Annotated in this window: 22 protein-coding genes; 17 read left to right on the forward strand and 5 right to left on the reverse strand. The window is 45.6% G+C overall.

The genetic code is table 11. From position 1 onward, the window contains the following. The first annotated feature begins 93 nt into the window (after positions 1–93). The 3 genes from QNO02_RS03350 to QNO02_RS03360 all read left to right on the forward strand — a co-directional run bounded on the left by QNO02_RS03350 (position 94) and on the right by QNO02_RS03360 (position 5,172). Positions 94–3,801, forward strand: a complete 3,708-nt coding sequence (locus tag QNO02_RS03350) for a type I polyketide synthase (protein ID WP_289391084.1) — start codon at positions 94–96, stop codon at positions 3,799–3,801. 32 nt (positions 3,802–3,833) lie between these two features. After that, complete coding sequence (locus tag QNO02_RS03355; RefSeq protein WP_289391085.1) at positions 3,834–4,826, forward strand: BtrH N-terminal domain-containing protein; 993 nt, start codon at positions 3,834–3,836, stop codon at positions 4,824–4,826. Between the two features lie 70 nt (positions 4,827–4,896). Further along, a complete protein-coding gene (locus QNO02_RS03360; RefSeq protein ID WP_289391086.1) occupies positions 4,897–5,172 on the forward strand; it encodes a hypothetical protein in 276 nt (91 codons plus the stop codon). A 785-nt stretch (positions 5,173–5,957) separates the two neighbouring features. Here the strand turns inward: QNO02_RS03360 and QNO02_RS03365 are convergent. From QNO02_RS03365 to QNO02_RS03380, 4 genes are all read right to left on the reverse strand, one after another. Next, positions 5,958–6,650, reverse strand: a complete 693-nt coding sequence (locus QNO02_RS03365) for a hypothetical protein (RefSeq protein ID WP_289391087.1) — start codon at positions 6,648–6,650, stop codon at positions 5,958–5,960. A gap of 177 nt (positions 6,651–6,827) precedes the next feature. Continuing rightward, a complete protein-coding gene (locus QNO02_RS03370; protein WP_165980452.1) occupies positions 6,828–6,995 on the reverse strand; it encodes a hypothetical protein in 168 nt (55 codons plus the stop codon). Positions 6,996–7,461: 466 nt separating this feature from the next. Continuing rightward, positions 7,462–8,280 carry a zinc ribbon domain-containing protein gene (locus tag QNO02_RS03375; protein WP_289391088.1) on the reverse strand — a complete coding sequence of 273 codons (819 nt, stop codon included), beginning with the start codon at positions 8,278–8,280 and terminating at the stop codon, positions 7,462–7,464. Between the two features lie 73 nt (positions 8,281–8,353). After that, entirely contained in the window at positions 8,354–9,304 is a 951-nt protein-coding gene (locus QNO02_RS03380) for a helix-turn-helix transcriptional regulator (RefSeq protein WP_289391090.1), read from the reverse strand. An 84-nt stretch (positions 9,305–9,388) separates the two neighbouring features. Here QNO02_RS03380 and QNO02_RS03385 point away from each other — a divergent pair, with 84 nt between their 5' ends. The 7 genes from QNO02_RS03385 to QNO02_RS03415 all read left to right on the forward strand — a co-directional run bounded on the left by QNO02_RS03385 (position 9,389) and on the right by QNO02_RS03415 (position 13,902). Further along, positions 9,389–10,084, forward strand: coding sequence for a response regulator transcription factor (locus QNO02_RS03385; RefSeq protein ID WP_036614121.1), 696 nt, complete (start codon positions 9,389–9,391; stop codon positions 10,082–10,084). Next, complete coding sequence (locus tag QNO02_RS03390) at positions 10,077–11,165, forward strand: HAMP domain-containing sensor histidine kinase (protein WP_289391091.1); 1,089 nt, start codon at positions 10,077–10,079, stop codon at positions 11,163–11,165. Before QNO02_RS03385 ends, QNO02_RS03390 begins: the two co-directional genes overlap by 8 nt. 98 nt (positions 11,166–11,263) lie before the next feature. After that, entirely contained in the window at positions 11,264–12,127 is an 864-nt protein-coding gene (locus QNO02_RS03395) for a M15 family metallopeptidase (RefSeq protein ID WP_289391092.1), read from the forward strand. Between the two features lie 28 nt (positions 12,128–12,155). Continuing rightward, positions 12,156–12,716: a VanZ family protein gene (locus QNO02_RS03400; protein WP_289391094.1), complete on the forward strand. Its 561-nt coding sequence runs from the start codon at positions 12,156–12,158 to the stop codon at positions 12,714–12,716. 13 nt (positions 12,717–12,729) lie between these two features. Next, positions 12,730–12,939 carry a hypothetical protein gene (locus QNO02_RS03405; protein WP_091039025.1) on the forward strand — a complete coding sequence of 70 codons (210 nt, stop codon included), beginning with the start codon at positions 12,730–12,732 and terminating at the stop codon, positions 12,937–12,939. Positions 12,940–13,156: 217 nt separating this feature from the next. Further along, a complete protein-coding gene (locus tag QNO02_RS03410; RefSeq protein ID WP_289391095.1) occupies positions 13,157–13,555 on the forward strand; it encodes a hypothetical protein in 399 nt (132 codons plus the stop codon). 32 nt (positions 13,556–13,587) lie between these two features. Continuing rightward, complete coding sequence (locus tag QNO02_RS03415) at positions 13,588–13,902, forward strand: hypothetical protein (protein ID WP_047841416.1); 315 nt, start codon at positions 13,588–13,590, stop codon at positions 13,900–13,902. 132 nt (positions 13,903–14,034) lie between these two features. Here QNO02_RS03415 and acnA read toward each other — a convergent pair whose 3' ends face one another. Beyond that, positions 14,035–16,749, reverse strand: a complete 2,715-nt coding sequence (gene acnA, locus QNO02_RS03420; RefSeq protein WP_091039027.1) for an aconitate hydratase AcnA — start codon at positions 16,747–16,749, stop codon at positions 14,035–14,037. Positions 16,750–17,111: 362 nt separating this feature from the next. Here acnA and QNO02_RS03425 point away from each other — a divergent pair, with 362 nt between their 5' ends. From QNO02_RS03425 to QNO02_RS03455, 7 genes are all read left to right on the forward strand, one after another. Next, positions 17,112–18,131 (forward strand): amidase domain-containing protein, encoded by a 1,020-nt coding sequence (locus QNO02_RS03425; protein ID WP_197997991.1) that lies wholly within the window; start codon positions 17,112–17,114, stop codon positions 18,129–18,131. A 137-nt stretch (positions 18,132–18,268) separates the two neighbouring features. Then, positions 18,269–19,369: a D-alanine--D-alanine ligase gene (locus tag QNO02_RS03430; RefSeq protein ID WP_036614110.1), complete on the forward strand. Its 1,101-nt coding sequence runs from the start codon at positions 18,269–18,271 to the stop codon at positions 19,367–19,369. A 30-nt stretch (positions 19,370–19,399) separates the two neighbouring features. Continuing rightward, on the forward strand, positions 19,400–19,723 hold the full coding sequence (locus tag QNO02_RS03435) for a hypothetical protein (RefSeq protein ID WP_036614107.1): 324 nt from the start codon (positions 19,400–19,402) through the stop codon (positions 19,721–19,723). Between the two features lie 155 nt (positions 19,724–19,878). Further along, the gene (gene uvsE / locus QNO02_RS03440) at positions 19,879–20,880 is read left to right on the forward strand and encodes a UV DNA damage repair endonuclease UvsE (protein WP_289391096.1); all 1,002 of its coding nucleotides are present in this window, start codon (positions 19,879–19,881) and stop codon (positions 20,878–20,880) included. Positions 20,881–20,987: 107 nt separating this feature from the next. After that, positions 20,988–21,851: an inositol monophosphatase family protein gene (locus QNO02_RS03445; protein WP_430982076.1), complete on the forward strand. Its 864-nt coding sequence runs from the start codon at positions 20,988–20,990 to the stop codon at positions 21,849–21,851. Between the two features lie 229 nt (positions 21,852–22,080). Further along, entirely contained in the window at positions 22,081–22,371 is a 291-nt protein-coding gene (locus QNO02_RS03450; protein WP_091039031.1) for a hypothetical protein, read from the forward strand. Positions 22,372–22,569: 198 nt separating this feature from the next. Continuing rightward, positions 22,570–23,892: an SGNH/GDSL hydrolase family protein gene (locus tag QNO02_RS03455; RefSeq protein WP_133387480.1), complete on the forward strand. Its 1,323-nt coding sequence runs from the start codon at positions 22,570–22,572 to the stop codon at positions 23,890–23,892. The last annotated feature ends 47 nt before the right edge of the window (positions 23,893–23,939 follow it).

Raw genomic sequence — 23,939 nt, forward strand, 5'->3', positions numbered from 1 at the left:
GTATGAAGTGAACATTGATGATAGGGGAAGGGGAGAAAATCTCCTTCTCCTCCTTTGTTCTACAAATCATACATCAGGATTGGAGGGCAAATTGTGAAAAAAAAACTAGTCGATTTTGATGTTTCAGAAGTGCTATTAATGAATGAGAATATTCAAATTGAACAAATCTCAAATAAAGATATTGCAGTAATTGGTTTGTCTTGTAAGATTGGAAGCGCAAAAAATAAAAATGAATTTTGGGATTGTATGGTTGAAGGGAAAGCTTTAATTGAAGAACTGCCGCAAATACGCAAGAACGATATTACAGACGTGCTAAAACAAAGCGGGCTCACTTATCAGAAATTCAAGAAAGCTACTTATCTTCACAATATTGATACATTCGATTATAAGTTTTTTTCTTTAACCGCTACCGAAGCGCGATTAATGGATCCGCATCAACGACTCTTTCTGGAGACTGTCTATGCTACCATGGAAGATGCAGGATATGGGGGCCAGGAACTTTTTGGCAGCGAAACTGGAGTATTCGTCGGATTATCAAGTGACGGGCCAATTGAATACAAAACATTTGCGCACATGTCCGCTCCGGAGCTTACGGATCTTACAAATTCAGGTAATTTAAAATCGATTATCGCAGGTAGGATTTCCCATACGTTTAATTTTAAGGGACCCAGCAGCGTAGTGGATACTGCATGTTCTTCATCTTTGTCTGCACTTCATCTGGCATGTCGTTCCATTCGTACGGGTGAATGTAGTACTGCGATAGCTGGAAGCGTCAAGATTGATATGTTGCCGAACAGTCAATCGAACGACTACAAAATAAGCCATGAATCGTCAGAAGGGTATACTCGGCCATTTGATGCAGATTCTGACGGACCAAATTCTGGAGAGGGAGTCGCAGCTGTTTTGCTTAAGCCACTTCATCAGGCGATTTTAGACCATGATCATATTTATGCTGTAGTGAAGGGCAGCGCATGGAACCATGATGGGAGTTCAGTAGGACTAACAGCACCAAATCCGAATGCACAGGAGCGCGTGATCCTCAAAGCATGGCAAGATGCCGGAATCAATCCCGAGTCTATTTCATACCTGGAAGCCAATAGTACGGGAACAAAACTGGGCGATCCTATTGAAATCCAAGGAATACATAATGCATTCCGCAGACATACCTCAAAGATAAAATTTTGTGCTATCGGTTCCGTCAAAACGAATATTGGTCACTTGGATCACGCAGCGGGAATTGCAGGTTTTATTAAAGCAGTACTCGCCCTAAAGCACGAAAAAATTCCACCGATGCTACATTTCAAAAAACTTAATCCTAATATATCATTAATTGATTCGCCAGTTTATATTGCAAACCAATTAATTCATTGGGAGCGTTCAACAAGTTCGAGAAGAAGATGCGGAGTAAGTGCATTTGGTTTAAGCGGAACGAATTGCCATGTCGTATTAGAGGAAGCTCCTGAACGAGAAGAGACTTTTGTAGACGAGTCTTCTCATATTTTTACTTTATCTGCTATGGAGCAAGATAACATGTTGGATATTGTTAAAAAATATATAAGTTTCCTATCGAGTTCAGCCAACCATTATAATATAGGGGATGTGTGTTACACCGTTGCTACAGGGAGAGGCCACTACACTCATCGCTTACTATTAAAAGTGTGCAGTATAGAAGAACTGCTTAAGCAACTGAAACAGTTTGTTAGAACCCCATTTGTTACGATGGAAGATCATCATATTTATTACGGTAGTCATAACGTCAGTGCTAATAAATCTAGCTGGAAGAATCCTGAGACTGCGACCGACTCTAAACATGTCAAGGAGCTACTGTTCAGTTTAAACAAAGATATATCTAATGCGGGAAGGGTATTTCATGATTTTGCTCAGGCCTATACGCAAGGAGCAGAGATAGACTGGAAACAGTTATATCCAAAACGTTCTTATAATATAGTAAGTTTACCAACTTACAGCTATTCTAAAAGTAGATGCTGGATCAGCATTCCGAAGGACCATGTGCAGCCCGTTGAGAGGCAAGAGAATCTGACATCCCTATATGAAGAGAAGAGTTACTATTATCAGCCAAAATGGGTCCCCCAAAGTTTCATTGACAAGATCACAGAACCAATAGACGGGAAAACCGTTTTTTTTCGAACAACCGCTCCAATTTGCGACCATATTAGTACATTTCTAGAAAAAGAAAACGTGGATTATATTGAAGTTTATTATGGATCCGAGTTTAAAAAAGTAACTGATTGTAATTATGTAGTTTCGAGTAAAGATTCAGACTATCTGTTATTGATTGAACAAGTAGGGAAGATTGGGCATGTCATTCATACCTTTGATCTCGAAGAAAGGTTGGCATATCATACTTTGGAGTTGCAGGAAAGTCTCGTTCGTGGCTTGCATAGTTTAGCTTCTTTAACAAAAGCCTTGCTCAAGAATCAGCAGAGGCAAGAAGTGGTGATCACCGTGCTTACGAGGTTGGCAAACTCCGTGACAGGAGAAGAAAAGAACATTCATCCCATCGGTGCCGCTATCCTTGGAATGGCGAAGGTTATTCATCAAGAACATCCGTACTTATATACTCGCGGCTTTGATTTGGATACAACAATTGAGTCTGATGCACTTGGACAAATTTTATCACCAATCAGAGAAACGATGGAATGCGCGTACCGAAACGGTGTTAGGTATATAGAAAGCCTAGAAAGAGCAGAATTCAAAAAAACTGAAACGAGTGTCCTTCGCAACAATGGTGTTTATATCATTACTGGAGGACATGGAGATATTGGCTTAGAAGTGGCCAAACATTGGGCGAGGCAATGCCAAATCTCTATTGTACTTTTAAGCCGGACTCCAATCCCGAGCCGTGAAAATTGGAGTTTAATTAAAGCGGGGGATGATCCTAAGCAAAAACGCATTATTGAGAGCATCGAGGAAATGGAGAGCCGAGGTTGCTCCATATATTCTTACAATTCAAATATTTCTGATTACGATCAAATGAAATTACTCTTCGCGCAAATTAGGGATAGCTTGGGAGGAATAAATGGTATTTTTCACGCAGCAGGAATCACTGGAGACGGTATGTTGTTCAGAAGAAGCCAAGAGCAAATTGAAGAAGTCTTATCCCCAAAAGTAATGGGGACTTGGAACTTACACATGCTAACGAAAGAGAATGACATTGACTTTTTTGTGCTGTGTTCGTCGATTGCTTCGCTAACCGGAGGAGTGGGGCAGGGAGACTATACTGCTGCTAACCGATTTCTGGATTCATTTGCATCCTACCGAACTAGATTAGGAATGACGGCTTGTTCTATTAACTGGCCAAGCTGGAAGGAAGTTGGAGTGACAGTCGATGATAGCGTCAATGTAAGTAATAGTACTATCAGCCATCATATTAAACCTTATTCTGCGTTGACTGCACTTGATCAGATTCTACATTCGGATCGACCACGAATAATTCCCAGTGAGGTTATCCCTGCGAATGTAAATCAACAAATGACGCAAGGATCGATACACGAACAACAGTCCTTCATGGATGTACTATTGGTTGGAAGAGATTCTGGTGAGTATACGGAACTTGAGCAACGGTTGGCATGCATATGGGGTGAACTGTTCGAACGTGATGTAATCAGGATGGATGACAATTTTTACGACTTAGGCGGACACTCCTTACTGGTCGTTCGGGTTGAGGTTGAACTAGAAAAGCATGGAGTTGCGGTAGACCATTTGGATATTGAACGAGACCAAACGCTTGAAAAAATAGCGAGAGCTCTAAAAAAATCGAATGTTACGGTGGAGGACTAAGTGGGTGCTTTAACGAAAGCGGGGAAAAAGGAATGCAAAAGATCATTGAACCCATAGAACCTTTTAATGAAATTTATTATCAAAGCTGCTTGTATAATTCTTTATTTCCGGTTATAAGGCATTTTCAGCTTAGTATATTACCATTACTGATTAACGATTGGGCTGTGTATGAAACGAACCGGATAGGAGGAGGAGTACTCTGCGGAATCTCTCACAGGACCAACAAGGACCTTTCAGAAGCTCTTGTAGAGCTTGGAGTCGCAGCCGAGAAGGAACAGTTTGTCAGAACAGTCGTTGATAAAATTAAGAATGCGATAGATATGGAGAGACCCGTTGTGCTATGGGTCGATTGTTACGAAATACCGATGCGCAAAGACACTTTCCAAAAAAAACATTTGCCACACACCATTTTAGTTCATGGATATGATGATTCGACTGATAATTTCCATATAATTGAACATTTACAGATGGAGAATCTGTCCTATGACAAAAAAACGATTGGGGTGGATGCTTTGGAACGGGCGTACTTTGCATTTGATTATAAATTCAATCAGGGACCAATGAAACAGGATTCCTATTATGAATTTTACAAGTTAAATCAAGTTAACTCAATGGCACTTGACGAAGCTGAAAAATACCAAGAAATGACTAGGGCAAATATGAACGTAATTACGGCAGGTCTAGAACAACTGCTAGAAATTTCAGAATTGTTATATGGGAAGTTAATGCAGAAAACACCGTTATCCATAGATTATGCTGAGCAACAACTGGATAAGCTGAATTCACTCATTTTGGCGAAACAAGCCGAGCGTTATAAGCTGGAACTTTTGCAAATAGAACAGGAGCCCGCATGTGCCATACTAGATGGTATTATTAATGAATGGAGCATTATTAGAGCGATCGTGGCTAAGTATGTGTATTCCAATCAATTCAAAGTTGAACAATTCTCTCAATTGCCGGATCGAATCAACAACATTTATAATGCCGAGCTTAATTTTTATGAGAACTTCTTATTGAAGAAATAAGAGGTTCGAAGATGTTTTTTATTGTGGGTGTCAACATAGATTTAGAACAAAGGAGCGTCTTATGTATTCTATGGATACGATTACTCAAGAGTTACTTGAAATCATTAATGCTCATCTGCTGCAAAGAGCTGAAGAGTCGGGAACTTTGAATAAAGTTGGATTGCTGACCAGTCTGGAGGGAGATCTAGAATTGTCAAATTATATGGATTCCCTTGATTTTATCAAAGTTATTGTTAATATCGAAAAAAAGTTTGATGTAGTGTTGCAAGAAGAGCTTTATATATTAACGAACCAAAGTTTTATCCGAATTGCTGAATTTATTGAAAAAAATAACAGAAAGGATTAATGCTAGAGTGTGACAAAAGAGCTAAGGTCAACAAATAGAATGGTTGGGTAAGTATTATTTCTCGACACGCAAAATATCTCTTGATCAGGCAAGGTGTGTCTTTCACGCTGCTGGCCAATGCGGTTAGGATAGAAGAATACTGAAAAGTGGAGTAACATGTCATACTCTATGGACATGCCCTTTTCTTTTTCGTATGATTCCAAAATCCCAGCTATAGCATCTTCAGCTGTAACTTTACCTCATTGGTAGTAATAAATCTTGTTCGCTGAATTTTACCTAGTCAATGTCTTAAGAGATTTATACAGTAACAATCGGAATGCAAACGACACGATGGTTCCACGGAGTATCCGAAACGCCCTAGGCGTCGTTACAGCGCATTTTAGACAGTCTGAGTAGATAATGAGAACGTTGTGTAATGTCAGTTTCTTCATGTTTGTAATTAGCTCTGACCTGAACAGGATTTGCGCTGGATATTCCTCCGAGTGCAGCAAGTTCAGATGAAGTGACCCGTTAGGCCGTCAACCTGTGGCGGGTCACTTCTTTTTACGATCCATGTATGTCAGGAACGCAATAATTAACATCGCTAACACGATTACGTCGTTAAAAAGAGAAGTTCATAGGCTTGCCTTCACTGGAGACAAGCCTATTTCCCACCACAAATTGGCTGTACAAAGTGATTATGCCATCTGAAATGCTCTTCTTGGAGAGCATTTTTATTTTGCAAAAGGAGCCTATGTATTGTTTTTTACATGTTTTAGCTACTGTAATATGTCACTCCCAATCCGCTACCGCTTTCGAGCAAGGCCCAAATTTATCTCCAAATACGCCGCAAGCAATGCCAGCGGACTATGGATCTGAATACCACGATTCGTTGTAACCTGTGCAGCAGCGGGAGCCATAGATAGTTGGGCTGCCACTACCGTTTTACCCGGATACTGCTCAGCAATCTGCTGTAATCCTTCACGTACCGCTTCGAGATACCCTTGTTGATCTCCACGCATAATCAACTCAAATGTCCCAGGGATGCAAACCGCTTCCGTCTGAGATGTCTTGGCAACGTGTAGTTGCCCATTCTCATCCTCTTGCTGTAATGCCTGATTCACCCGTGCCATCGTTCCTTCAATGGTTGCCGGGTTGGTGAATGCTATTATGTAATCTCCCGGTATTCGCCGCATCTCCTGCAATAACGGATCATCTATGCCGATCACCGGCACAGGGACCTGTGTGGCTTCCTGCTCCAGTACTGTCGCAAACAGGGTACACGTGACCAGAATGGCATCGGCATGACACTCAGCGATCCATTGGAGCGTCTGGGCTACCTTCTCGCGAATGACGACATCGGAAAAGTCAGCGTCATGTTTAAGACGATCCAGACCTGGATCGACGTAATGGACCAATTCAACTTCATAAGGAGCAAGCGTCTCTTCAATTAAGGCGATGTTGGAATAATGAGCGTGAAAACAACCAATGGTGATCATGTGCTAAGTCCCCTTTTACAGTTCGTATATGTCATGGATCTCTTAGATATTTAAATCATTATAGGAAACATGCCTGAGAACTGTACAGTCATTTAAGGCTCAACGCCAATAACCGCCCTTCCACCAAGCTGCGGAAAGACGGTTCATAACCGGACAGGCAATCGTCCGGCTTTCATTTTATCTAAGGGAAGGAGAAGCAGTTTTCTTCGCCATTTTTTGCTGTAAAATTTCATGAAAGGATAGACCTTGAGTGTTCTCATTCTCCTTTTTAGGAGCAGTGGTCGCCGTGTTGCGCGGATATTGGTGATGGTACGGGATCATTTGCTGAATAGGCATGCGGATCATCTTGGTTCCTCCTTTGATGCATTTTTTGAATTATGTATTTCGACTGGTTACCATGCCAGGTGCGCATATAGGTAAATGTGACTTGTTAGACGAAATAGAAGATTTTAAGACGTAATTCCAATTGGATTGTAGTGATTTTACCCGGTTTTGGGGAGATGTAAACGTTTTTAGGGAAATTCAGGAGTAAAGGACCTGATATGAAAGGTTTGATATGGGAGGATCGAATCGGTTGTTATGTGAATAGTCCCAATTTTAAGGAAGTCAATGGTACCCGCTTATGAGGCATATTGTCTGGTTAAATGATGCAAAGCATGCTAACTAACTTGGTACCATGGTCGGGTTGTTTAGGTGGTAATGTAGTTCCGGATATAACAAAAAAACTGCCGAGTGAACTCGGCAGCTTGCATGATATACAGAAGAATGCGAGGAAACTTTGATCCTGTGTGAGGTGGTATCGTTTTGGGCTTTATCTACTTTGGCGAACGGCGATGTATATATCCACTTGTACACTTTCGGGATTCAGGCTGCGTTCATCATACAACTCGAAATCCCCGGTGAACGTACGATCACATTGTTTCTCCCATGCCCATACGGCTCCCCAAGCTTCGCCAACAACCTCTGCCATCGGCCCTGTTCTGGAAGTAAATACGGCGTAAGTTGCAGGAGGGAGTAAAATGTCATCCAATCCTTCAGGCAACGATTCGTTCGGACTGACCTCATGCCCTACCAGTATGGTGTATTCTCCGGTTATGCCATCGGTGTAATCCGTGTAACAGCCATAGCGAACAACTTCAGGTGCAGGGAGGTGCTCTGAGGCAAAATAAATGTTCCAGAGTCCCTGAATACAGCCTTTGCCACTGATCTCAATGGCGTTGGTTGTGCGGGCGGATACGCCGGCAAGACGTTTGCCTGGGAGCGTGACATAACGAACAGGCTGGGCAGAGAACGAATGATCTGTTGTTGCCTGGCCAGGATTAGCAGAAGCAGTAGAGTTTTCAGCGAGAGATTCTGCATGTTGATCCATTGTATTCGTGCGCCAACGTTTCAAAAAAGGAAGCTGATTACGCAGCATCGAACGAGCGGATTCCTCATCCATGCCCTCGTCCTTCAGAATGGCAGTGCACATCTCCGTCATGCCTTCGAGTGAAATACCGGGCTGTTCGAACTGGCCCTCTTTGTAACAATAGATACAGTACTCACGGGTTGTGCTTCCATCTGCTTCCGTTCCGAATTGGGCAGGTGCTGTGAGCGGCATGCCGCAGCTTTGACATACAGTGACGTTCATGATTGGTTCCTCCTTGTATATGTACAGATTGAATATATCTGAAGTATACGGGGAGGAACTGGACAGCAGTCTGTCAGGTTTGAGTTGGGGGTGTATAATTTTGTACAATTTGCCCAGCGATACGACAGATCTCATCTCGAACATGCTGAGGCTCAAGTACCTCAACGTCCGCGCCGAAGCCAAGAATGAATCCGTATAACCAGCCATCCTCGGGAAAAGCAACCTGACTTATGTAATACCCATTCCCATCAGGAATGACGTTCTCGATCCCAAACCATTCTTCCGCAATATGACGGACGCGAGGATGGAATTTCAAGGTTAACCCAACCTGATTGTCCGGACGGCTCCATTCCTGTTGCCAGGGTCTGACCTGTGGGTTGATGACTTTACGCTCGAAGTGCTCATTAGCAAGTGTGACATTTTGCATGCGCACAAGCTTGAACATGCGAAATTGATTCCGCTCGTGACAAAAAGCATACAGATACCAGGAATGCTTTTTGAGTACGATGGTATGAGGGTCGGCAGTTCGGTGAGTATGGATACCTTCCGCACTGCAGTAGGTAAAGGTTACGGGTCGTAATTGATCCATACCCTGTTCGATAAGTTCAAGCTTGATTTTCAGCGCTTCGGGATGTGTCCAGGTTGAATAATCCACGATGAATCGATTGGTATTGGCCTGGAAATCGTCATTTTTGGATTCAGGTATAATACTGCTGAGTTTTTCCACCAGTAGCTCACGCGCCGCATTGGCATGGGAAGTGGATACACTGCGCAGTGCAGTGACGATGGAAGCAAGGTCCTTATCTGTTAACACGTTTCGATCCAGCCGGTAGCCTTCTGCCAGACCAATCCCGCCGCTTGCCCCCTGATACGTCACCACCGGGATGCCTGCTTGACCCAATGTATCGATATCCCGATAGATGGTCCGAATCGATACTTCGAACATATCTGCCAAGTCTTTGGCTTGTACCCGTCCACGATTGATTAGCAGCACCACGATGGCTAATAAACGCTCCAGTTTCATATGTATGTATTCCTTTCATTGGTTTATCTGTTGGATTCAAATATGTTATAATGCCCAGCATCACACATAGGAGTGGAATAAGCAATGAAGCGAATTACGATTCTGATCGCAGACGATGAAGTTGAGATCGCTGATCTGGTTGCTTTACATTTACAAAAAGAAGGATATCACACCATCAAGGCCTTTGACGGGAAGGCGGCGGTTCAAGCTGTTCAGACCCAAGCGATAGATTTGGCGATTCTGGACATTATGATGCCTGGTATGGATGGGTATGAGGTGACCCGTAAAATTCGGGAGCAGCATCATTTACCGATCATTTTCCTGAGTGCCAAAACGTCTGATATGGACAAAATTACGGGACTTGTGATGGGCGCAGACGATTATATGACCAAACCGTTCAATCCGATGGAGCTTGTTGCCAGGGTTAACTCCCAGTTGCGTCGTTCGCTGCAATTCAGCCAGTCTGCGCCTGTTCAGAGGTCCATTCTGGAGAAGGGTGGGCTCATCATCACGCCAGATCAACATCGCGTTACACTCTACGGCAAACCAGTGGAACTAACACCGAAGGAATTCGACATCTTGTATCTGCTCGCGAGCCACCCCAAGCAGGTGTTCAGTGCAGAAAACATTTTTGAACAGGTATGGGGAGAAGCCTATTATGAGAGTGGGAATACCGTGATGGTCCACATTCGAACCCTGCGCAAAAAGCTGGGAGAAGATGTGAACAAGAACAAGTTTATCAAAACGATCTGGGGTGTGGGGTACACGTTTAATGACTAAACGAAGAAGTTTTCGCACAACCATGATTATGTTGTTAGGGTTAAGTATGCTTGCCTCTGGCGCAATCACTTATGGGATTTACAAGCTTTTACAAGCCTATTATTCGGGTGTCCGTGCAGAAGATCAGCTTGCTGAATATCGTCATTTTATGAGAAGTATCGGGGATATCTATTTCTTCATGATCTTATTTATCCCACTGGCCATTCTATTTTTCTTCTGGTTTACCAAGCCCTACGCGACGTATTTCAAGGACATTTCTACAGGGATCAGACAATTGGCCAATGGAGACTTTCAGCATCGTGTGCAGATCTCCTCGAAGGACGAGTTAGGTACGATTGCGGAGGATGTGAATCTGGCAAGTGAGAAGCTGAGGGAAGCGGTAGAACGAGGGGATTTTGCTGAAAATAGTAAGGACCAGCTTGTCGTCAATCTGGCGCATGATCTGCGAACACCGCTGACGTCTGTGCTTGGATATTTAGATCTGCTCATGAAGGATGATCAGTTGACGGAGGAGCAGGTGCGGCACTTTACGTCGATTGCATTCACCAAATCACAGCGTCTGGAGAAGCTGATTGATGATTTGTTCGAAATTACTCGTATGAACTATGGCATGTTGCCTATAAACAAGACACAGCTGGATCTTAGCGAACTGCTAAAACAGATGAACGAAGAGCTCTATCCTGTATTTGAAAAGAACCAACTAGTCGTCCGACTAAAAATAGACACTGATCTTACGGTCTCCGGTGATGGCGAGCTGCTGGCTCGTGTGTTCGAGAATCTGCTGATTAACGCTGCACGGCATGGCAAGGATGGCATGTACGTAGATATTAATGGATATCGGGATGCAGAACAGGTCATCATTCAGGTGATTAACTATGGTGGACATATCCGTCCGGAGGAGTTGCCACATATCTTCGATATGTATTACACCGGAGATCGTGCCAGGACACCTCAGGAGGGTGGGACAGGCCTCGGACTGTTTATCGCTCGCAATATTGTGGAGCAGCATGATGGTACGATCTCGGCCCAGAGCGACGTGGTACGGACGTTATTCGAAGTTCGTTTACCCGTATTCCAATAAGGTTGACGTCAAATTTAAGAAAAACTTTAAAATTGCCCTGCTTTTTCTTTAACTTGTGTTGTCTATCCTTGATGTATGAGGTAAAAGGAGGAACAAGCATGAAAAAGTGGGGCTTTTTGATATGTATCATTTTGATCGGATATATCGTTACGCAATCACCGGGATGGATTCAGCAGAAGGATGAATTGCCCATCGAGATCCAGAATACGCGTGAAAATCCCGCAGGTTATACCGTATCCGTCACCGGGAACATTCAGGATCAGGTACATAAGGGCAACTTGTTACTAGTTGATAAGCAATACCCCGTTCACCCGGAAGGAGTTAAATCCGATATTGTATATGTGGCACATGAGGATGATCTGCTTCGTGGATATGGAATACTGGATCAGAAAATCATGTTATCACGACAGGTAGCGCAGGAATTTCAGAGGATGGTTGAAGCAGCAGGCGAAGAGGGAGTCAGATATTTTCTCGTCAGCAGCGGGTACAGGGATTTTACGAAGCAGGACGAGTTATATCGGGAAAAGGGTTCAGACTATGCACTTCCTGCGGGTCACAGTGAGCACAATCTCGGGTTATCCCTGGATATTGGCTCCAGCCTGGGTGCCATGAATGAAGCACCAGAGGGTGCATGGCTGGAGAAGAATGCATGGAAATACGGATTTATTTTACGTTACCCAAAGGATAAAGTGCGCATCACCGGTATTCAGTATGAACCATGGCACTTTCGATATGTAGGGCTGCCGCACAGTGCTGTCATGTATAAGAATAATCTGGTACTTGAAGAGTATCTCGATATGCTTAAAGAGAAAGAGAACATTACTGTGGAAGTAGAGGGTGAGGAGTATCATATTCGCTATTATCGAGCCACCCGAGACACAACTGTTTACATACCTGAGGAAGGCCAAACTGAAATATCGGGGGATAACAAGGATGGCGTTATTGTCACCGTAAAGAAATAACAGGACAACACAAGGGAGGCAAAACAACATGAAGCACAACAACCAGAAGAAAAGCAAACATTACATCCTTTGGATTGCCGTTTTCATTATCTATTTATATCTGCTGACTAAGCTGATCCTGTTCAAAGGAAGTTCGGTCGATTTTGGCATCGTGAAGGATCGACTGATGGCGTTCTTGCAACAACCGGATCTGGTCCATACTCGAACCGTCAACCTGACACCATTTCAGGAAATCTCACGAGACTGGAACAGTCTGTCGTTACATCGTCCGGGCACCGCAATCCATCTGGTAGGCAATATATTGGCCTTTATGCCACTGGGCATCTTCATTCCTGTGTTGACGGGCAACAAGTTATTCTCTGGAGTAAAGGTACTCTTGCTGTCTCTGCTGCTCAGTCTGGGCTATGAAGTGACACAGTTAGTGACTGGAATGGGCATATTTGATGTGGATGATCTGATGCTTAATACAATCGGCGGCTTGATTGGATATGTTGTTTTCACTATGGCTATGGGTCTGAAAAAGGTGTTGTCGGGAGGAGAATCCCGCGTGACGACGAAAAAGTTAAATTCTAAGGAAAGTCACGTGTAAGGAGGAGAAGGACTTGATTATAATGGCTGTACTGTTCATTAGCGCAGGGCTAACGTTTCTCGTGTATCCACACAAGGTAACGGATGCTTCGGAAAAACAGATTACGGAGCGAGTGATCATGTCGAGATGGGTCGGAGGCTCGTTAATTGCTCTGTCGTGTTTGTTTCTGATCATGGGCACGATTCAACTGTTAGATCAAGCCTCACATCACATTGGGCATTAAAAGGCAGTTGGCCTTAAGTAAGGGAGGACACACACATAATGAAACCAAAGGCTCTCCATCACTGTGCAGATTGCACGTTACGGGGAGTCTTTTTGTTGTTTTATAAGGTATCAAATTTAGCATAGGACCAGTGAACTTTGCGAGTAACATCGCAAATGAGGTAGAGTAGAGATGATGCGTTAGTACCTATTCCTTACAAAAAAAAGGAGGACATACATTGTATTCATTAGCTAAACAACTAGCAGGAATAATGAAAGCCATTATGCAAATTGAAACTGAAATTGCTGAAGCTACGAATAATCACTACGATGAAGAAGTAGTGCGTGATTTAGAACATAAAAGAACTGATCTGATAAGAGCTTGTACACGTGATGAGTTGCTGGTGATAAAAACAGTCATGAAAGTGGGACAATCGGAGAGAGGATATCGTCATTATTTCGATTCGAATGATGTTGAGATTATTTATCTCCCTGTTGAGTTAAACGAGCATGATTTGATGCAGAAATATTCCTATTATCTTATACATAAGACTGAACGCGAACTTGCGGATAGCATTGAGTACTATACCGCTGTATCGGAACAACTGAGAGAAGGTATGGAGATCTTAAAACTCTAAACTGTGATCTGTAAGTTCTAGGAGGCTTGTAAATGTTAATGAAAATTGTTGTATATCACTTTGATGTGTTCTACTATTACGTTCCCAATCAATATGCAGGAAAAATCGGCGAGTGGAGAGGAGAATTTATCGATTTTTTGCAGAGCCTAGAGTATAAGCACCCATTCACCCTGTATATCGAGTCTATTGATCATGAGGGAAATACGGAATATGCTCACTTTATTCGTAGTTACGGGGCGGATGATTTTGTGGACTGGATCAACGTGGAGAAATTAAATTGCAGAGGTGTATATCGTATTCCTGAACCACCTGATGATTCAGAAGTTGGATTAAATTTTGAGTTTTAAGTGATAAGAACCTACTCATAATTAAATTGATGATGCATATCGACAGTTAAATAAAAAGCTCCCCACCACGTGCAGATCGCACGTGATGGGGAGCTTTTTGGTATAACTTCATCACATTAATGATTTATATCATTAAGCTTTTTTCATCATTTGACGCAATACAGTTTGCAGGATACCGCCGTTATGGTAGTAATCCACGTCAACCATGCTGTCCAGACGAGCGATAACAGGGAAGTCGAACTGTGTACCGTCTTCACGAGTTACGGTAACTTTCAACTCTTGTCCTGGCTTCACGTCATTGCTGAGGCCAGTAATGTCATACGTTTCACGTCCGTTCAGACCAAGGCTGGACCAGCCATGACCTTCCTGGAATTGCAGTGGCATTACGCCCATGCCCACCAGGTTACTGCGGTGGATACGCTCGAAGCTTTCTGCGATAACGGCTTTGACGCCGAGCAAGAATGTTCCTTTTGCCGCCCAGTCACGGGAGCTTCCTGTACCATACTCTTTACCAGCGATAACGATCAGGTTCTGTCCTTCATCCTGATACTTCATGGAAGCATCGTAGATGGACATTTCTTCGTCCGTTGGCAGGTACTTCGTGATACCGCCCTCAGTACCCGGAGCTACCTGGTTACGAATACGAATGTTGGCAAACGTACCACGCATCATGACTTCATGGTTACCACGACGTGAACCGTAGGAGTTGAAGTCTTTGCGCTCTACGCCATGCTCTTTCAAGTACAGTCCAGCCGGGCTGGATGGTGCAATATTACCTGCTGGCGAGATGTGATCCGTTGTTACGGAATCCGCAAGCAATGCCATAACGCGTGCAGAACGGATATCTGCGATATCGTTCAACTTGTCGCCAAGCTCCTGGAAGAACGGAGGATTCTGAATGTACGTGGAGTTCGGGTCCCACTCGTACAATTCGCCTTCCGGTACAGAGATCGCATTCCAACGCTCGTTGGCTGTAAATACGTTCTCATACTTGTTGCGGAACATCTGAGCGTTCAGGGAACTAGCGATGGTATCCTTGATTTCCTCGGAGCTAGGCCAGAGGTCTTTCAGGAATACAGGCTCATTGTTCGTATCATAACCGATTGGATCGGTTTCAAAGTCAATATTCACAGTACCTGCAAGTGCATATGCCACAACGAGTGGTGGCGATGCCAGGTAGTTGGCTTTAACCTGTGCGTGTACACGGCCTTCGAAGTTACGGTTACCGGACAATACAGCCGCTACGGTCATATCGTTCTCAGCAATAGCTTCGCTCACTTCGTCCGGCAGTGGGCCGGAGTTACCGATGCATGTTGCACAACCGTAGCCGGCAACGTTGAATCCGAGTTGGTCGAGATACGTGATCAGACCTGCTTTTTCCAGGTACTCGGTAACAACAAGGGAACCTGGTGTCAGACTGCTTTTCACATATCCTGGTTTGGTCAGACCGCGTTCAACTGCTTTTTTCGCCAGTAGTCCCGCTCCAACCATAACACTTGGATTCGAAGTATTCGTACAACTTGTGATCGCCGCGATCACAACAGCGCCTGCTTTCAGTTCACTGGTGGAACCGTTCGGGTGTTTCACAGGTACGGATTGTTCGATTTTCTCATCGCTCAGACCGTAGCCGCCTTTATCTACAGGTGTGCGAATGATGCTGTTGAAGCTTTCTTTCATTTGTGTCAGCTCGATGCGATCCTGTGGACGTTTTGGTCCGGCAAGACTTGGTACAACAGAGCCGAGATCCAGTTCAATCACATCTGTGAATTCAGGGTCAACGGTGCTGGAAGTACGGAACATGCCTTGAGCTTTGTAATAAGCTTCAACCAACTCTACTTGCTCGTCAGGACGGCCAGTGTTACGCAGATAGTTCAACGTTTCACTATCAACAGGGAAGAAACCGATGGTAGCGCCATATTCTGGTGCCATGTTGGCTACTGTTGCACGGTCAGCCAGACCGATGTTGGCAAGACCTGGTCCGTAGAACTCTACGAATTTACCAACAACGCCTTTTTTACGAAGCAATTGGGTAACGGTCAGTGCCAGATCCGTTGCTGTTGCGCCTTCACTCAGGCTGCCTGTCAGTTTGAAACCGATAACGTCCGGTGTAACAAAATAAAGCGGTTGGCCCAGCATACCTGCTTCGGCCTCGATTCCACCAACACCCCAACCAACAACGCCAAGTCCGTTGATCATGGTGGTGTGGGAGTCTGTACCTACGAGGGAATCCGGGAATACAACGGTCTCGCCGTCAACAGTTTTTGTTGCTGCCACGGAAGCCAGATACTCCAGGTTAACCTGGTGAACGATCCCTGTGGATGGTGGAACTGCACGGAAGTTATTGAATGCCGTTTGCGCCCAACGCAAGAAGCGGTAACGCTCTTCATTACGCTCGAACTCAACTTTGATATTGTAATCAAGTGCATCGTTGGTACCAAAAGCATCAACCATAACGGAGTGGTCGATAACGAGATCGACCGGTACGAGCGGGTTGATCTGTTTTGGATCGCCACCTGCTTTTTTCACAGTATCACGCATTGCAGCGAGGTCAACGACAACCGGTACACCGGTGAAATCCTGCAGAACGATACGTGCAGGGATGAATGGAATTTCCTTGTTATTGTCACGGCCATCTGCCCAGCCGGTCAGTTGTTTGACGTGTTCTTCGGTGATAGCACGTCCGTCGAATTGACGAATTGCTGCTTCAAGCAACACTTTAATGGAGAAAGGAAGCCTGGAAAGATCGCCGTGGCCGTTTTCCTGAAGAGCATCGAGACTGTAGTAGCGGTAAGACTTGCCTCCAACCTCAAGACTGCGAGCGGCGGAGAAATGATTCTTTGCTGACATACATGTACCTCCTTGGGATGTGTCGGTGAGATGAAGAAAACGTTCATTTAGGTGAAGAACAGGCCTTCATCGTTCCGTGTTCTTGTTCGTTAGTTTCATCAGATGAAACGTAATTTCATAATCATAACTTTAGTTTTAAGTATACCGTTTTCACCTCCGTACGTAAAGGTCTTTTTGCCTGATCAAGCAAGCTTTTGGACCGATGAAGGCGTTTTCGTGAAGCGAGCAGGAATAAGATATCTTGTGTACCTGTATTTGCCGAATTTCGGATCTCCCTCCTGAGCCGTGTACATACAACCGAAGACCCTTTCATATGAATAGTAGGAGTTTATATACGCAATGAAATATTCCAGACAGAACTCATGCCAAAGGGGGACATAGGCTTGGAACGGGAATGGAAGAGTGCCTTATATACTTACGTGAACCAGTACAATCGCTGTGAGATCGACTACCGTCCACAGACCAGCGAACGGATCGTTACCGATCCTGACTTCGTGGTGGAACGGGGAGAGCGTATGGCAAGGCTGGACGAATGGTATCGTAAGCGGCGCGCCGTGCCTCTTCGCAGCGAGACCAGCGCCAAGCTTGTGCGCACGCTTATGGATGGCCAGGAAGAAGCGGTGGTGGATGTACAATTGTACAGCAGACTGTTCTACGAGAAGAGCGGGATCACTCACCGGGAGGACCGGATTGAGCGGGAGCGGTTAACCTTTCTGCGGCAGAGTGGTGGATGGATCATTGGACGGGTCGAGCGAGAAGTGCCGGAGCGTCGCCCTGCTGGGGAAGGACGTCCGTTTCAACAAGCTGATTTTGTACAGGCGATGAATCGGCCGTTGCTGAATCGGGAAGTGCTGGGTCAAGGAAGAAGTTCACGGCAACAGTCATATCGCAGAGATCTGGCAGTTGCCTATGCAGATCGGTGGTGGAATGCGGGGAATCCGGCATTTGAGGAATTTGATGTGGATTGTACCAATTACGTGTCCCAATGTCTCTTTGCAGGGGGCGCACCCATCCACTATACTGGTAGGAGAGAAGCCGGCTGGTGGTATAAAGGGTATGTGAACGGCTCCGAAATGTGGAGTTACAGTTGGGCAGTTTCCAACAGTCTGGAGCGTTATTTGTCAGGCAGCAGCTGGGGTCTGACCGCGACAGAAGTGGAGCGTCCTGAGCAGCTGATGCTCGGCGATGTTATTCTCTACGATTGGGATGGAGATGGACGATTTCAGCACAGCACCGTTGTGACCGCGTTTGATGCGGGCGGCATGCCGCTTGTTAACGCACATACGGTTAGCAGCCGTCACCGATTTTGGGATTACCGGGATTCTTACGCTTGGACGGAGCGGACGGTATACCGGCTTTTTCATATTGCAGATGAGTTTTGATGACGAAAGATTTTCGGGATGCGGTGACGCAGACATTCAGTTCCGTGTAAAATAAGATCAGATAACGCAAGCAGAATAACAAGGGTGTTGAGCATGCAAACATGACAGCATCAGGCACAGATAATCGGAGGGTACACATGAGTATGGATAAATTAAAAGTAGGCGTCGTGTACGGCGGAAAATCAGGCGAGCATGAGGTGTCGCTGCAAACGGCGTTTGCTGTAACAAACGCATTTGATTATGAAAAGTATGAACTGGTTCCTTTTTATATCTCCAAGCAGGGGACGTGGAAAAAAGGACCTGTCATGCATGCGCCGTTCGCGCAGATTGAAGATCTGAAGCTGGAGCAATCGGCGGGTGGAACGCAGGATGCGCTGAACGCCCTGTTTGGCCGTTTGTATGGCGGAGCAGAAGCGCTGGACGTGATGTTCCCTCTGCTGCACGGTACGTTTGGAGAGGATGGCACCATTCAGGGCATGTTCGAGATGGCGGATATGCCATATGTAGGTGCAGGTGTACTGGCTTCGGCTGGCGGCATGGACAAAGTGGTCATGAAAAAGCTGTTTGCACAGGCCGGCATTGACCAATGTGCCTTTACGTATTTTAACGCGACACAATGGAAGCAGACAGAGCACGAAATGATCGTACAGGTCGAAGATCAGCTGGGGTATCCTTGTTTTATCAAACCGGCGAATCTGGGCTCCAGTGTAGGCATCTCCAAAGCACGTAACCGCGATGAGCTGAAGACAGCTGTCGAGTTCGCACTTCGGTATGATACGAAGGTTGTCATAGAGGAGTTCGTTGAAGCCCGCGAAGTTGAGGTCAGCGTCCTCGGCAATGACGAGCCCATGGCTTCCGTTCCAGGCGAGATCGTATCATCCGGTGAGTATTATGACTATGCAGCCAAGTATATTGATGGTCAATCACAGATGCTGATTCCAGCTCCACTGGACCCAGAGGCCGCAGATCGCATTCGCGAGGCAGCTTTGCAGGCGTTCCGTGCGATTGAAGGTAACGGTATTTCACGTGCCGACTTCTTCATTCGGAAAAATGATGGCGCATTGCTTATTAATGAAGTTAACACCATGCCTGGTTTCACACCATACAGCATGTATCCACTTCTTTGGCGTGAGACAGGTGTATCGTATGCCGAACTGCTGGATCGCATGATTGAGCTGGCACTGGAGCGTTACAACCGCAAGCAGGCACTGAATTACGAGAACGGCGTACAGGCGTAGCCTGCGACCACAAGATCAGGAGGGATATGCATGGGATTTCAGACTGAATTCAATTCCGTATGCAAGTTCAAGAATGAGCAGGAGCTGTTCGAATTGCTTGAATACGGACGCGGCAAAATGGTCAAACAGGGCTTCCGGGTATTTCCTACCGGCCAGAAAGTGATTGCATACACACCGGATAACGTGGCTGTAGCCATCGTCAAGATCGTGGTTTCCATTGCAGAGATCAACTTCCAGGGGCAAGAGGTAACTGAGGTGGAGATGCAACTCATCCGCAAGTTGACTGAGGAAGAATCACGCATTCAGACTGCCCTTGCGGATGAGATGTTCTTTGGGGAGCAAGCACAGGAGTAGTTGTTGACTGTAAGTGCGGGTCGGAAGGACGGATTTGCCAGAATACGATTATGGTCACTCTTTTAGGGTAAAACTTGGTTATATACAGTGACGGTACATCCTGACGGCTGAAGATGCCGTGCGGGTTCTCCGCCCTAATAGAGAGGAAGAGATTCATGCTCGTACGCTTTGGTTACGTGGCAATGTCCGTGCTTATAGAGAACGCCTCGCCTTCCCGGACCATGACCATGTCGAGTTTTAACAAAATCGATGACAGGGAAGCAGCGATCCGCAAGCTTGAACGGATTGCAGCCGAGAACCTGCACAATACATTACGTTTGCTCAGGCACAACAAGGGTAGCCATATTCATGTATATCGCTTCTCTTCCAAATTGATTCCACTGGCAACACACGAGGACCTGAATGACTGGGACCCGTTCCCGGCACTGAAGCAGGACTTTGCGGCCATTGGTGATTTTGTGAAGGAAAATCATATGCGTGTGTCCTTTCATCCGGATCATTTTACCGTACTTAGTACCCCCCGCGAGCAAGTTCTGCACAACTCGATTCGCGACCTTCGTCATCATGTTCGGATGCTGGATGCCATGGGACTGAATGCCACTGCCAAGAACAATATACATATTGGTGGTGCATACGGGGACAAGCCTTCGGCGGCGCTTCGTTTTGAAGAAAACTTTTTGAAGCTGGATCGGGACATTCAGGAGCGGCTCACACTCGAAAATGATGACAAAACGTTCAATGCGCCTGAGACACTAGCCGTGTGCCAGCGCTTGGGATTGCCCATGGTGCTGGATATTCATCACCAGTGGGTGAACAACGAAGGAGAACAGCCATGGGATCTGTGGCCTGATATCCTGAAAACCTGGGATTCACCGCTCGCGCAGGCAGATTCACCGGCTGATCAGCCATTGCCACCCAAAATCCATGTCTCCAGTCCAAAGAGTGAGAAGGATCTGCGAGGTCATGCCGATGGTGTGGAGGTAGAGCCTGTGCTCGACTTCTTGCGTCATATCGCGGCAGATACCCCGAGGCTTGACGTGATGATTGAGGCTAAACGCAAGGATGAGGCTCTTGTGCAACTGATGCAGAAGCTGGCATTCTATCACGAAGAGGGTGTGGAGTGGGTGGACGAGTCTACCGTCATCATTCATCCGTAGTGCCAAAAGGGGCCTGGGCAACGAGAAACTTTACGACCTGTGGGGCGTATACTTTTAACAAGTATTTCAACTTTTCGTAGATTGATATAGAAAGTAGAGTGAACGCTTTGAATGAGAAGGAAAAGACACCTTATGTCGTGACAAGCAAAAGCTATACTGCCGTTGCCATTAATGCAGCTTCCAAAGCTGGCGAATGGATCAAAAGCCGTCTTGGGACGGTAGCTGAACTTGGCACCAAATATTCACCCCAAGATCTGGTGACCGAAGTGGATAAAGGAGCGGAGCAGATGATCCGCCGCCTGATTCTCACGCATTTTCCCCACCATGCCATTCTGGGTGAAGAAGGCGTCGAACCCGGACCGGAAGCTTCGGCAAAAGCACTGAAAGAGGCCGAGGAAGAAGAGTTCCTGTGGATTGTTGATCCTGTGGATGGAACGACGAACTTTGTACACGGATTCCCGTTTTATTCGGTGTCCATTGCATTGGCTCACAATGGTGAAGTCATTGTCGGCGTGATCTACGACCCTTCCCGTGATGAAATGTTTGTTGCGGAAAAAGGGAAAGGAGCATATGTTCACGGAAACCGGATGCTTGTATCTGGTGAACAAAAACTGGCTCAGAGCCTGATTGCGGTTGGTTTTCCGGCAGACACAACCTTTGCGTTGCCACTGAATATGGCCGCTGTACAGGCGCTTGCTCCGCAAGTTCGTAACTTGCGTGCAGGCGGATCTGCCGCCCTTCATCTGGCGTATGTTGCAGCAGGACGTCTCAGCGCCTACACCGAAGTTGGATTGAAACCGTGGGATATTGCCGCAGGTGCGCTGCTGGTTGAAGAATCAGGTGGCAAGGTGACGGATACCATCGGAACGCCTTACCAACTGTCTGTGAACCATGTCGTTGCCAGCAATGGCAAAATCCATGATGCACTGACGGATGTGCTGAAGGAAGCGAAAGCTACTGGTCTGGAGTGAGTCTATTCAACTTATCGATGCTTTAATTACTTTTAATTGTACATTAACGGAGGGGATAGAAAGCATCTGAAGAAGCGGAGCGCTCGCCTTTATCACCGGATTTCTACCTTGGAAAAGGGAATCAAAGAAATCTGGGGATAACAGCGATCGGAAGATGGTTCTGTACACGAAGTGAAAGTACAAAAGTAATAGTTACGCATGTATGACTTTAATTAAAGGAGCGAAAACAATGGATGAATCCAAAGAACTGGAACGACGGCTCAGTGATATGCTGACGGAAGGGGACATGGAAGAGTCCGGCGACACCGATCAGCGTGAACGCCAGCTGATTCCTCCCAAGTATGAAGTGCGAATCCAGACGGAACGTGATCCAATTGTCGAGGAAACGTTAAAGTACCGGAAGATGGCACGCGAAGTGGATGATCGTTATGATCGGTATCTGGAGCGAGCTACCGGGAACAAAACGGCGAGCGACAAGGGTCATTCGAATTCTGAGGACTCGAATAAGCCGCAATCTTAACTACTGAACGTTATAGCTGTGCTTCACGAATAACAGGCTCCCCACCAGGGAGTCTGTTATTTCATGTGTGCTCTCAGCAGAGAGGACAACGCCTACTTTAAAATGATAGAATAGAGTAACACGACTTATATCATTGGAATGACCGATGTACACTATATTAGTGTAATTATAGATTCGCGAGAAGGAGTGTTATCCTGAATGAAGCGTAAACGTATATGGGAAAATACAGCTGCCGGTTTAACGGTAAGCATGTTGGCAGGAATGCTGCTCTTTACATCATCTGCATTGCCTGCACACGCGGCTGACACCAAAACCGGTGTATTGCCATCGGGTACAAACGAGACTTCGCTGACTGCGAAGAAAGATGCAGTAGCCGTAACCAAGGAGTTCCGCATCGTCACATTGGGAGATTCCATAACGGTAGGTTATGAGCCCAACACAAAAGAATTGCCTTATGGTTATGTAGAACGTTTGCATGAGCAGGGTTTGCTGCATGGACGTACACAGGTGGACAACTACGGGATTGCCGGATTGAAAACCAGTGGCCTGAAAAACTTCACTACTGCAATTAAGGATGGAAAAACACTGACTTCTGAAGCCATTCAACCAAGTCTTCCTGATCCAAGAGCGGGACAGATCGGAGCCAATACTGCTGCAATCCGTGAGAGTGTAGCACAGGCCAATCTGGTTGCAATTACCATTGGGGGAAATGATGTATCTGAGCTTCTCGGTACAGCAGACAAACTGAGTGATCAGGAACTGCAAGCGAAGGTAAAAGAATTACTCGCAACATATACAGCCAATGTTAGTGCAGCGATTAATGATATCCATGAAATTAACCCGACAGCTAAAATTGTCATCGCCGACCAGTATCAACCGATGCCAGAAGTAGCAGGCAAGGCACTCTATTCCAAACTGATGGAGGCATCCCAAGGCTTCACACAGACTATTGATGGCATTGCAGCACAATTCACTGCTCAGGGTACCGATGTCAAAGTCGCACACGTGGCCAAGGAGTTTGTTGGTGGTGAAGGCACGATGACACATATGATCAAAGATCGTGATTTCCACCCGAACCAATTTGGATATGCGGCCATTGCCGAAGTATTTGCCAAAACGATCTGGGGAGATTACACCAAGTTGACTGCACCTGCCACAGGTGAACCAATGAATATTATCGTGAGTGGCAAAACATTAAATACTCCGTACAAACCGATTATCCGTAACGGCAAAAACTTTGTGGCGATTCAAGACATCGTGAATGCGGTCGGTGCTACTACAGTGTGGGATAACAAGACTTCAACCGCAACCATTACATATGGAGACCGAAAGGTTGCTGTGAAGATTGGTGCCAATGCTGTGAAGGTAAATGGAGCATCGGTTACTGTGGATACACCTGCATTCCTGAATAAGGTAGGCAAGGAGTCCAAAACATATGTACCACTTGCCATGGTAGCTGAAGGTCTTGGCTTTGATGTGCAATATGTAGCGAAGCTGAAAACTGTTTTTGTTAATCCGTAAATTGTATTTTATGTTTTAACATGATGATATTCAACAGCCAGAATACC

This window comes from Paenibacillus sp. PK1-4R, from assembly GCF_030369595.1.
Classification (GTDB): Bacteria; Bacillota; Bacilli; order Paenibacillales; family Paenibacillaceae; genus Paenibacillus.

Excerpts from the sequence above, each read along its gene's own strand:
- QNO02_RS03435 (WP_036614107.1), top strand. The coding sequence starts at position 19,400 with ATGGGATTTCAGACTGAATTCAATTCCGTATGCAAGTTCAAGAATGAG.
- QNO02_RS03355 (WP_289391085.1), top strand. The coding sequence starts at position 3,834 with ATGCAAAAGATCATTGAACCCATAGAACCTTTTAATGAAATTTATTAT.
- QNO02_RS03370 (WP_165980452.1), bottom strand. The coding sequence starts at position 6,995 with ATGATCCGCATGCCTATTCAGCAAATGATCCCGTACCATCACCAATAT.
- QNO02_RS03390 (WP_289391091.1), top strand. The coding sequence starts at position 10,077 with ATGACTAAACGAAGAAGTTTTCGCACAACCATGATTATGTTGTTAGGG.
- QNO02_RS03385 (WP_036614121.1), top strand. The coding sequence starts at position 9,389 with ATGAAGCGAATTACGATTCTGATCGCAGACGATGAAGTTGAGATCGCT.
- QNO02_RS03360 (WP_289391086.1), top strand. The coding sequence starts at position 4,897 with ATGGATACGATTACTCAAGAGTTACTTGAAATCATTAATGCTCATCTG.
- QNO02_RS03425 (WP_197997991.1), top strand. The coding sequence starts at position 17,112 with ATGCCAAAGGGGGACATAGGCTTGGAACGGGAATGGAAGAGTGCCTTA.
- QNO02_RS03450 (WP_091039031.1), top strand. The coding sequence starts at position 22,081 with ATGGATGAATCCAAAGAACTGGAACGACGGCTCAGTGATATGCTGACG.
- QNO02_RS03455 (WP_133387480.1), top strand. The coding sequence starts at position 22,570 with ATGAAGCGTAAACGTATATGGGAAAATACAGCTGCCGGTTTAACGGTA.
- uvsE (WP_289391096.1), top strand. The coding sequence starts at position 19,879 with ATGCTCGTACGCTTTGGTTACGTGGCAATGTCCGTGCTTATAGAGAAC.
- QNO02_RS03415 (WP_047841416.1), top strand. The coding sequence starts at position 13,588 with ATGTTAATGAAAATTGTTGTATATCACTTTGATGTGTTCTACTATTAC.
- QNO02_RS03400 (WP_289391094.1), top strand. The coding sequence starts at position 12,156 with ATGAAGCACAACAACCAGAAGAAAAGCAAACATTACATCCTTTGGATT.
- acnA (WP_091039027.1), bottom strand. The coding sequence starts at position 16,749 with ATGTCAGCAAAGAATCATTTCTCCGCCGCTCGCAGTCTTGAGGTTGGA.
- QNO02_RS03395 (WP_289391092.1), top strand. The coding sequence starts at position 11,264 with ATGAAAAAGTGGGGCTTTTTGATATGTATCATTTTGATCGGATATATC.
- QNO02_RS03430 (WP_036614110.1), top strand. The coding sequence starts at position 18,269 with ATGAGTATGGATAAATTAAAAGTAGGCGTCGTGTACGGCGGAAAATCA.
- QNO02_RS03375 (WP_289391088.1), bottom strand. The coding sequence starts at position 8,280 with ATGAACGTCACTGTATGTCAAAGCTGCGGCATGCCGCTCACAGCACCT.
- QNO02_RS03365 (WP_289391087.1), bottom strand. The coding sequence starts at position 6,650 with ATGATCACCATTGGTTGTTTTCACGCTCATTATTCCAACATCGCCTTA.
- QNO02_RS03380 (WP_289391090.1), bottom strand. The coding sequence starts at position 9,304 with ATGAAACTGGAGCGTTTATTAGCCATCGTGGTGCTGCTAATCAATCGT.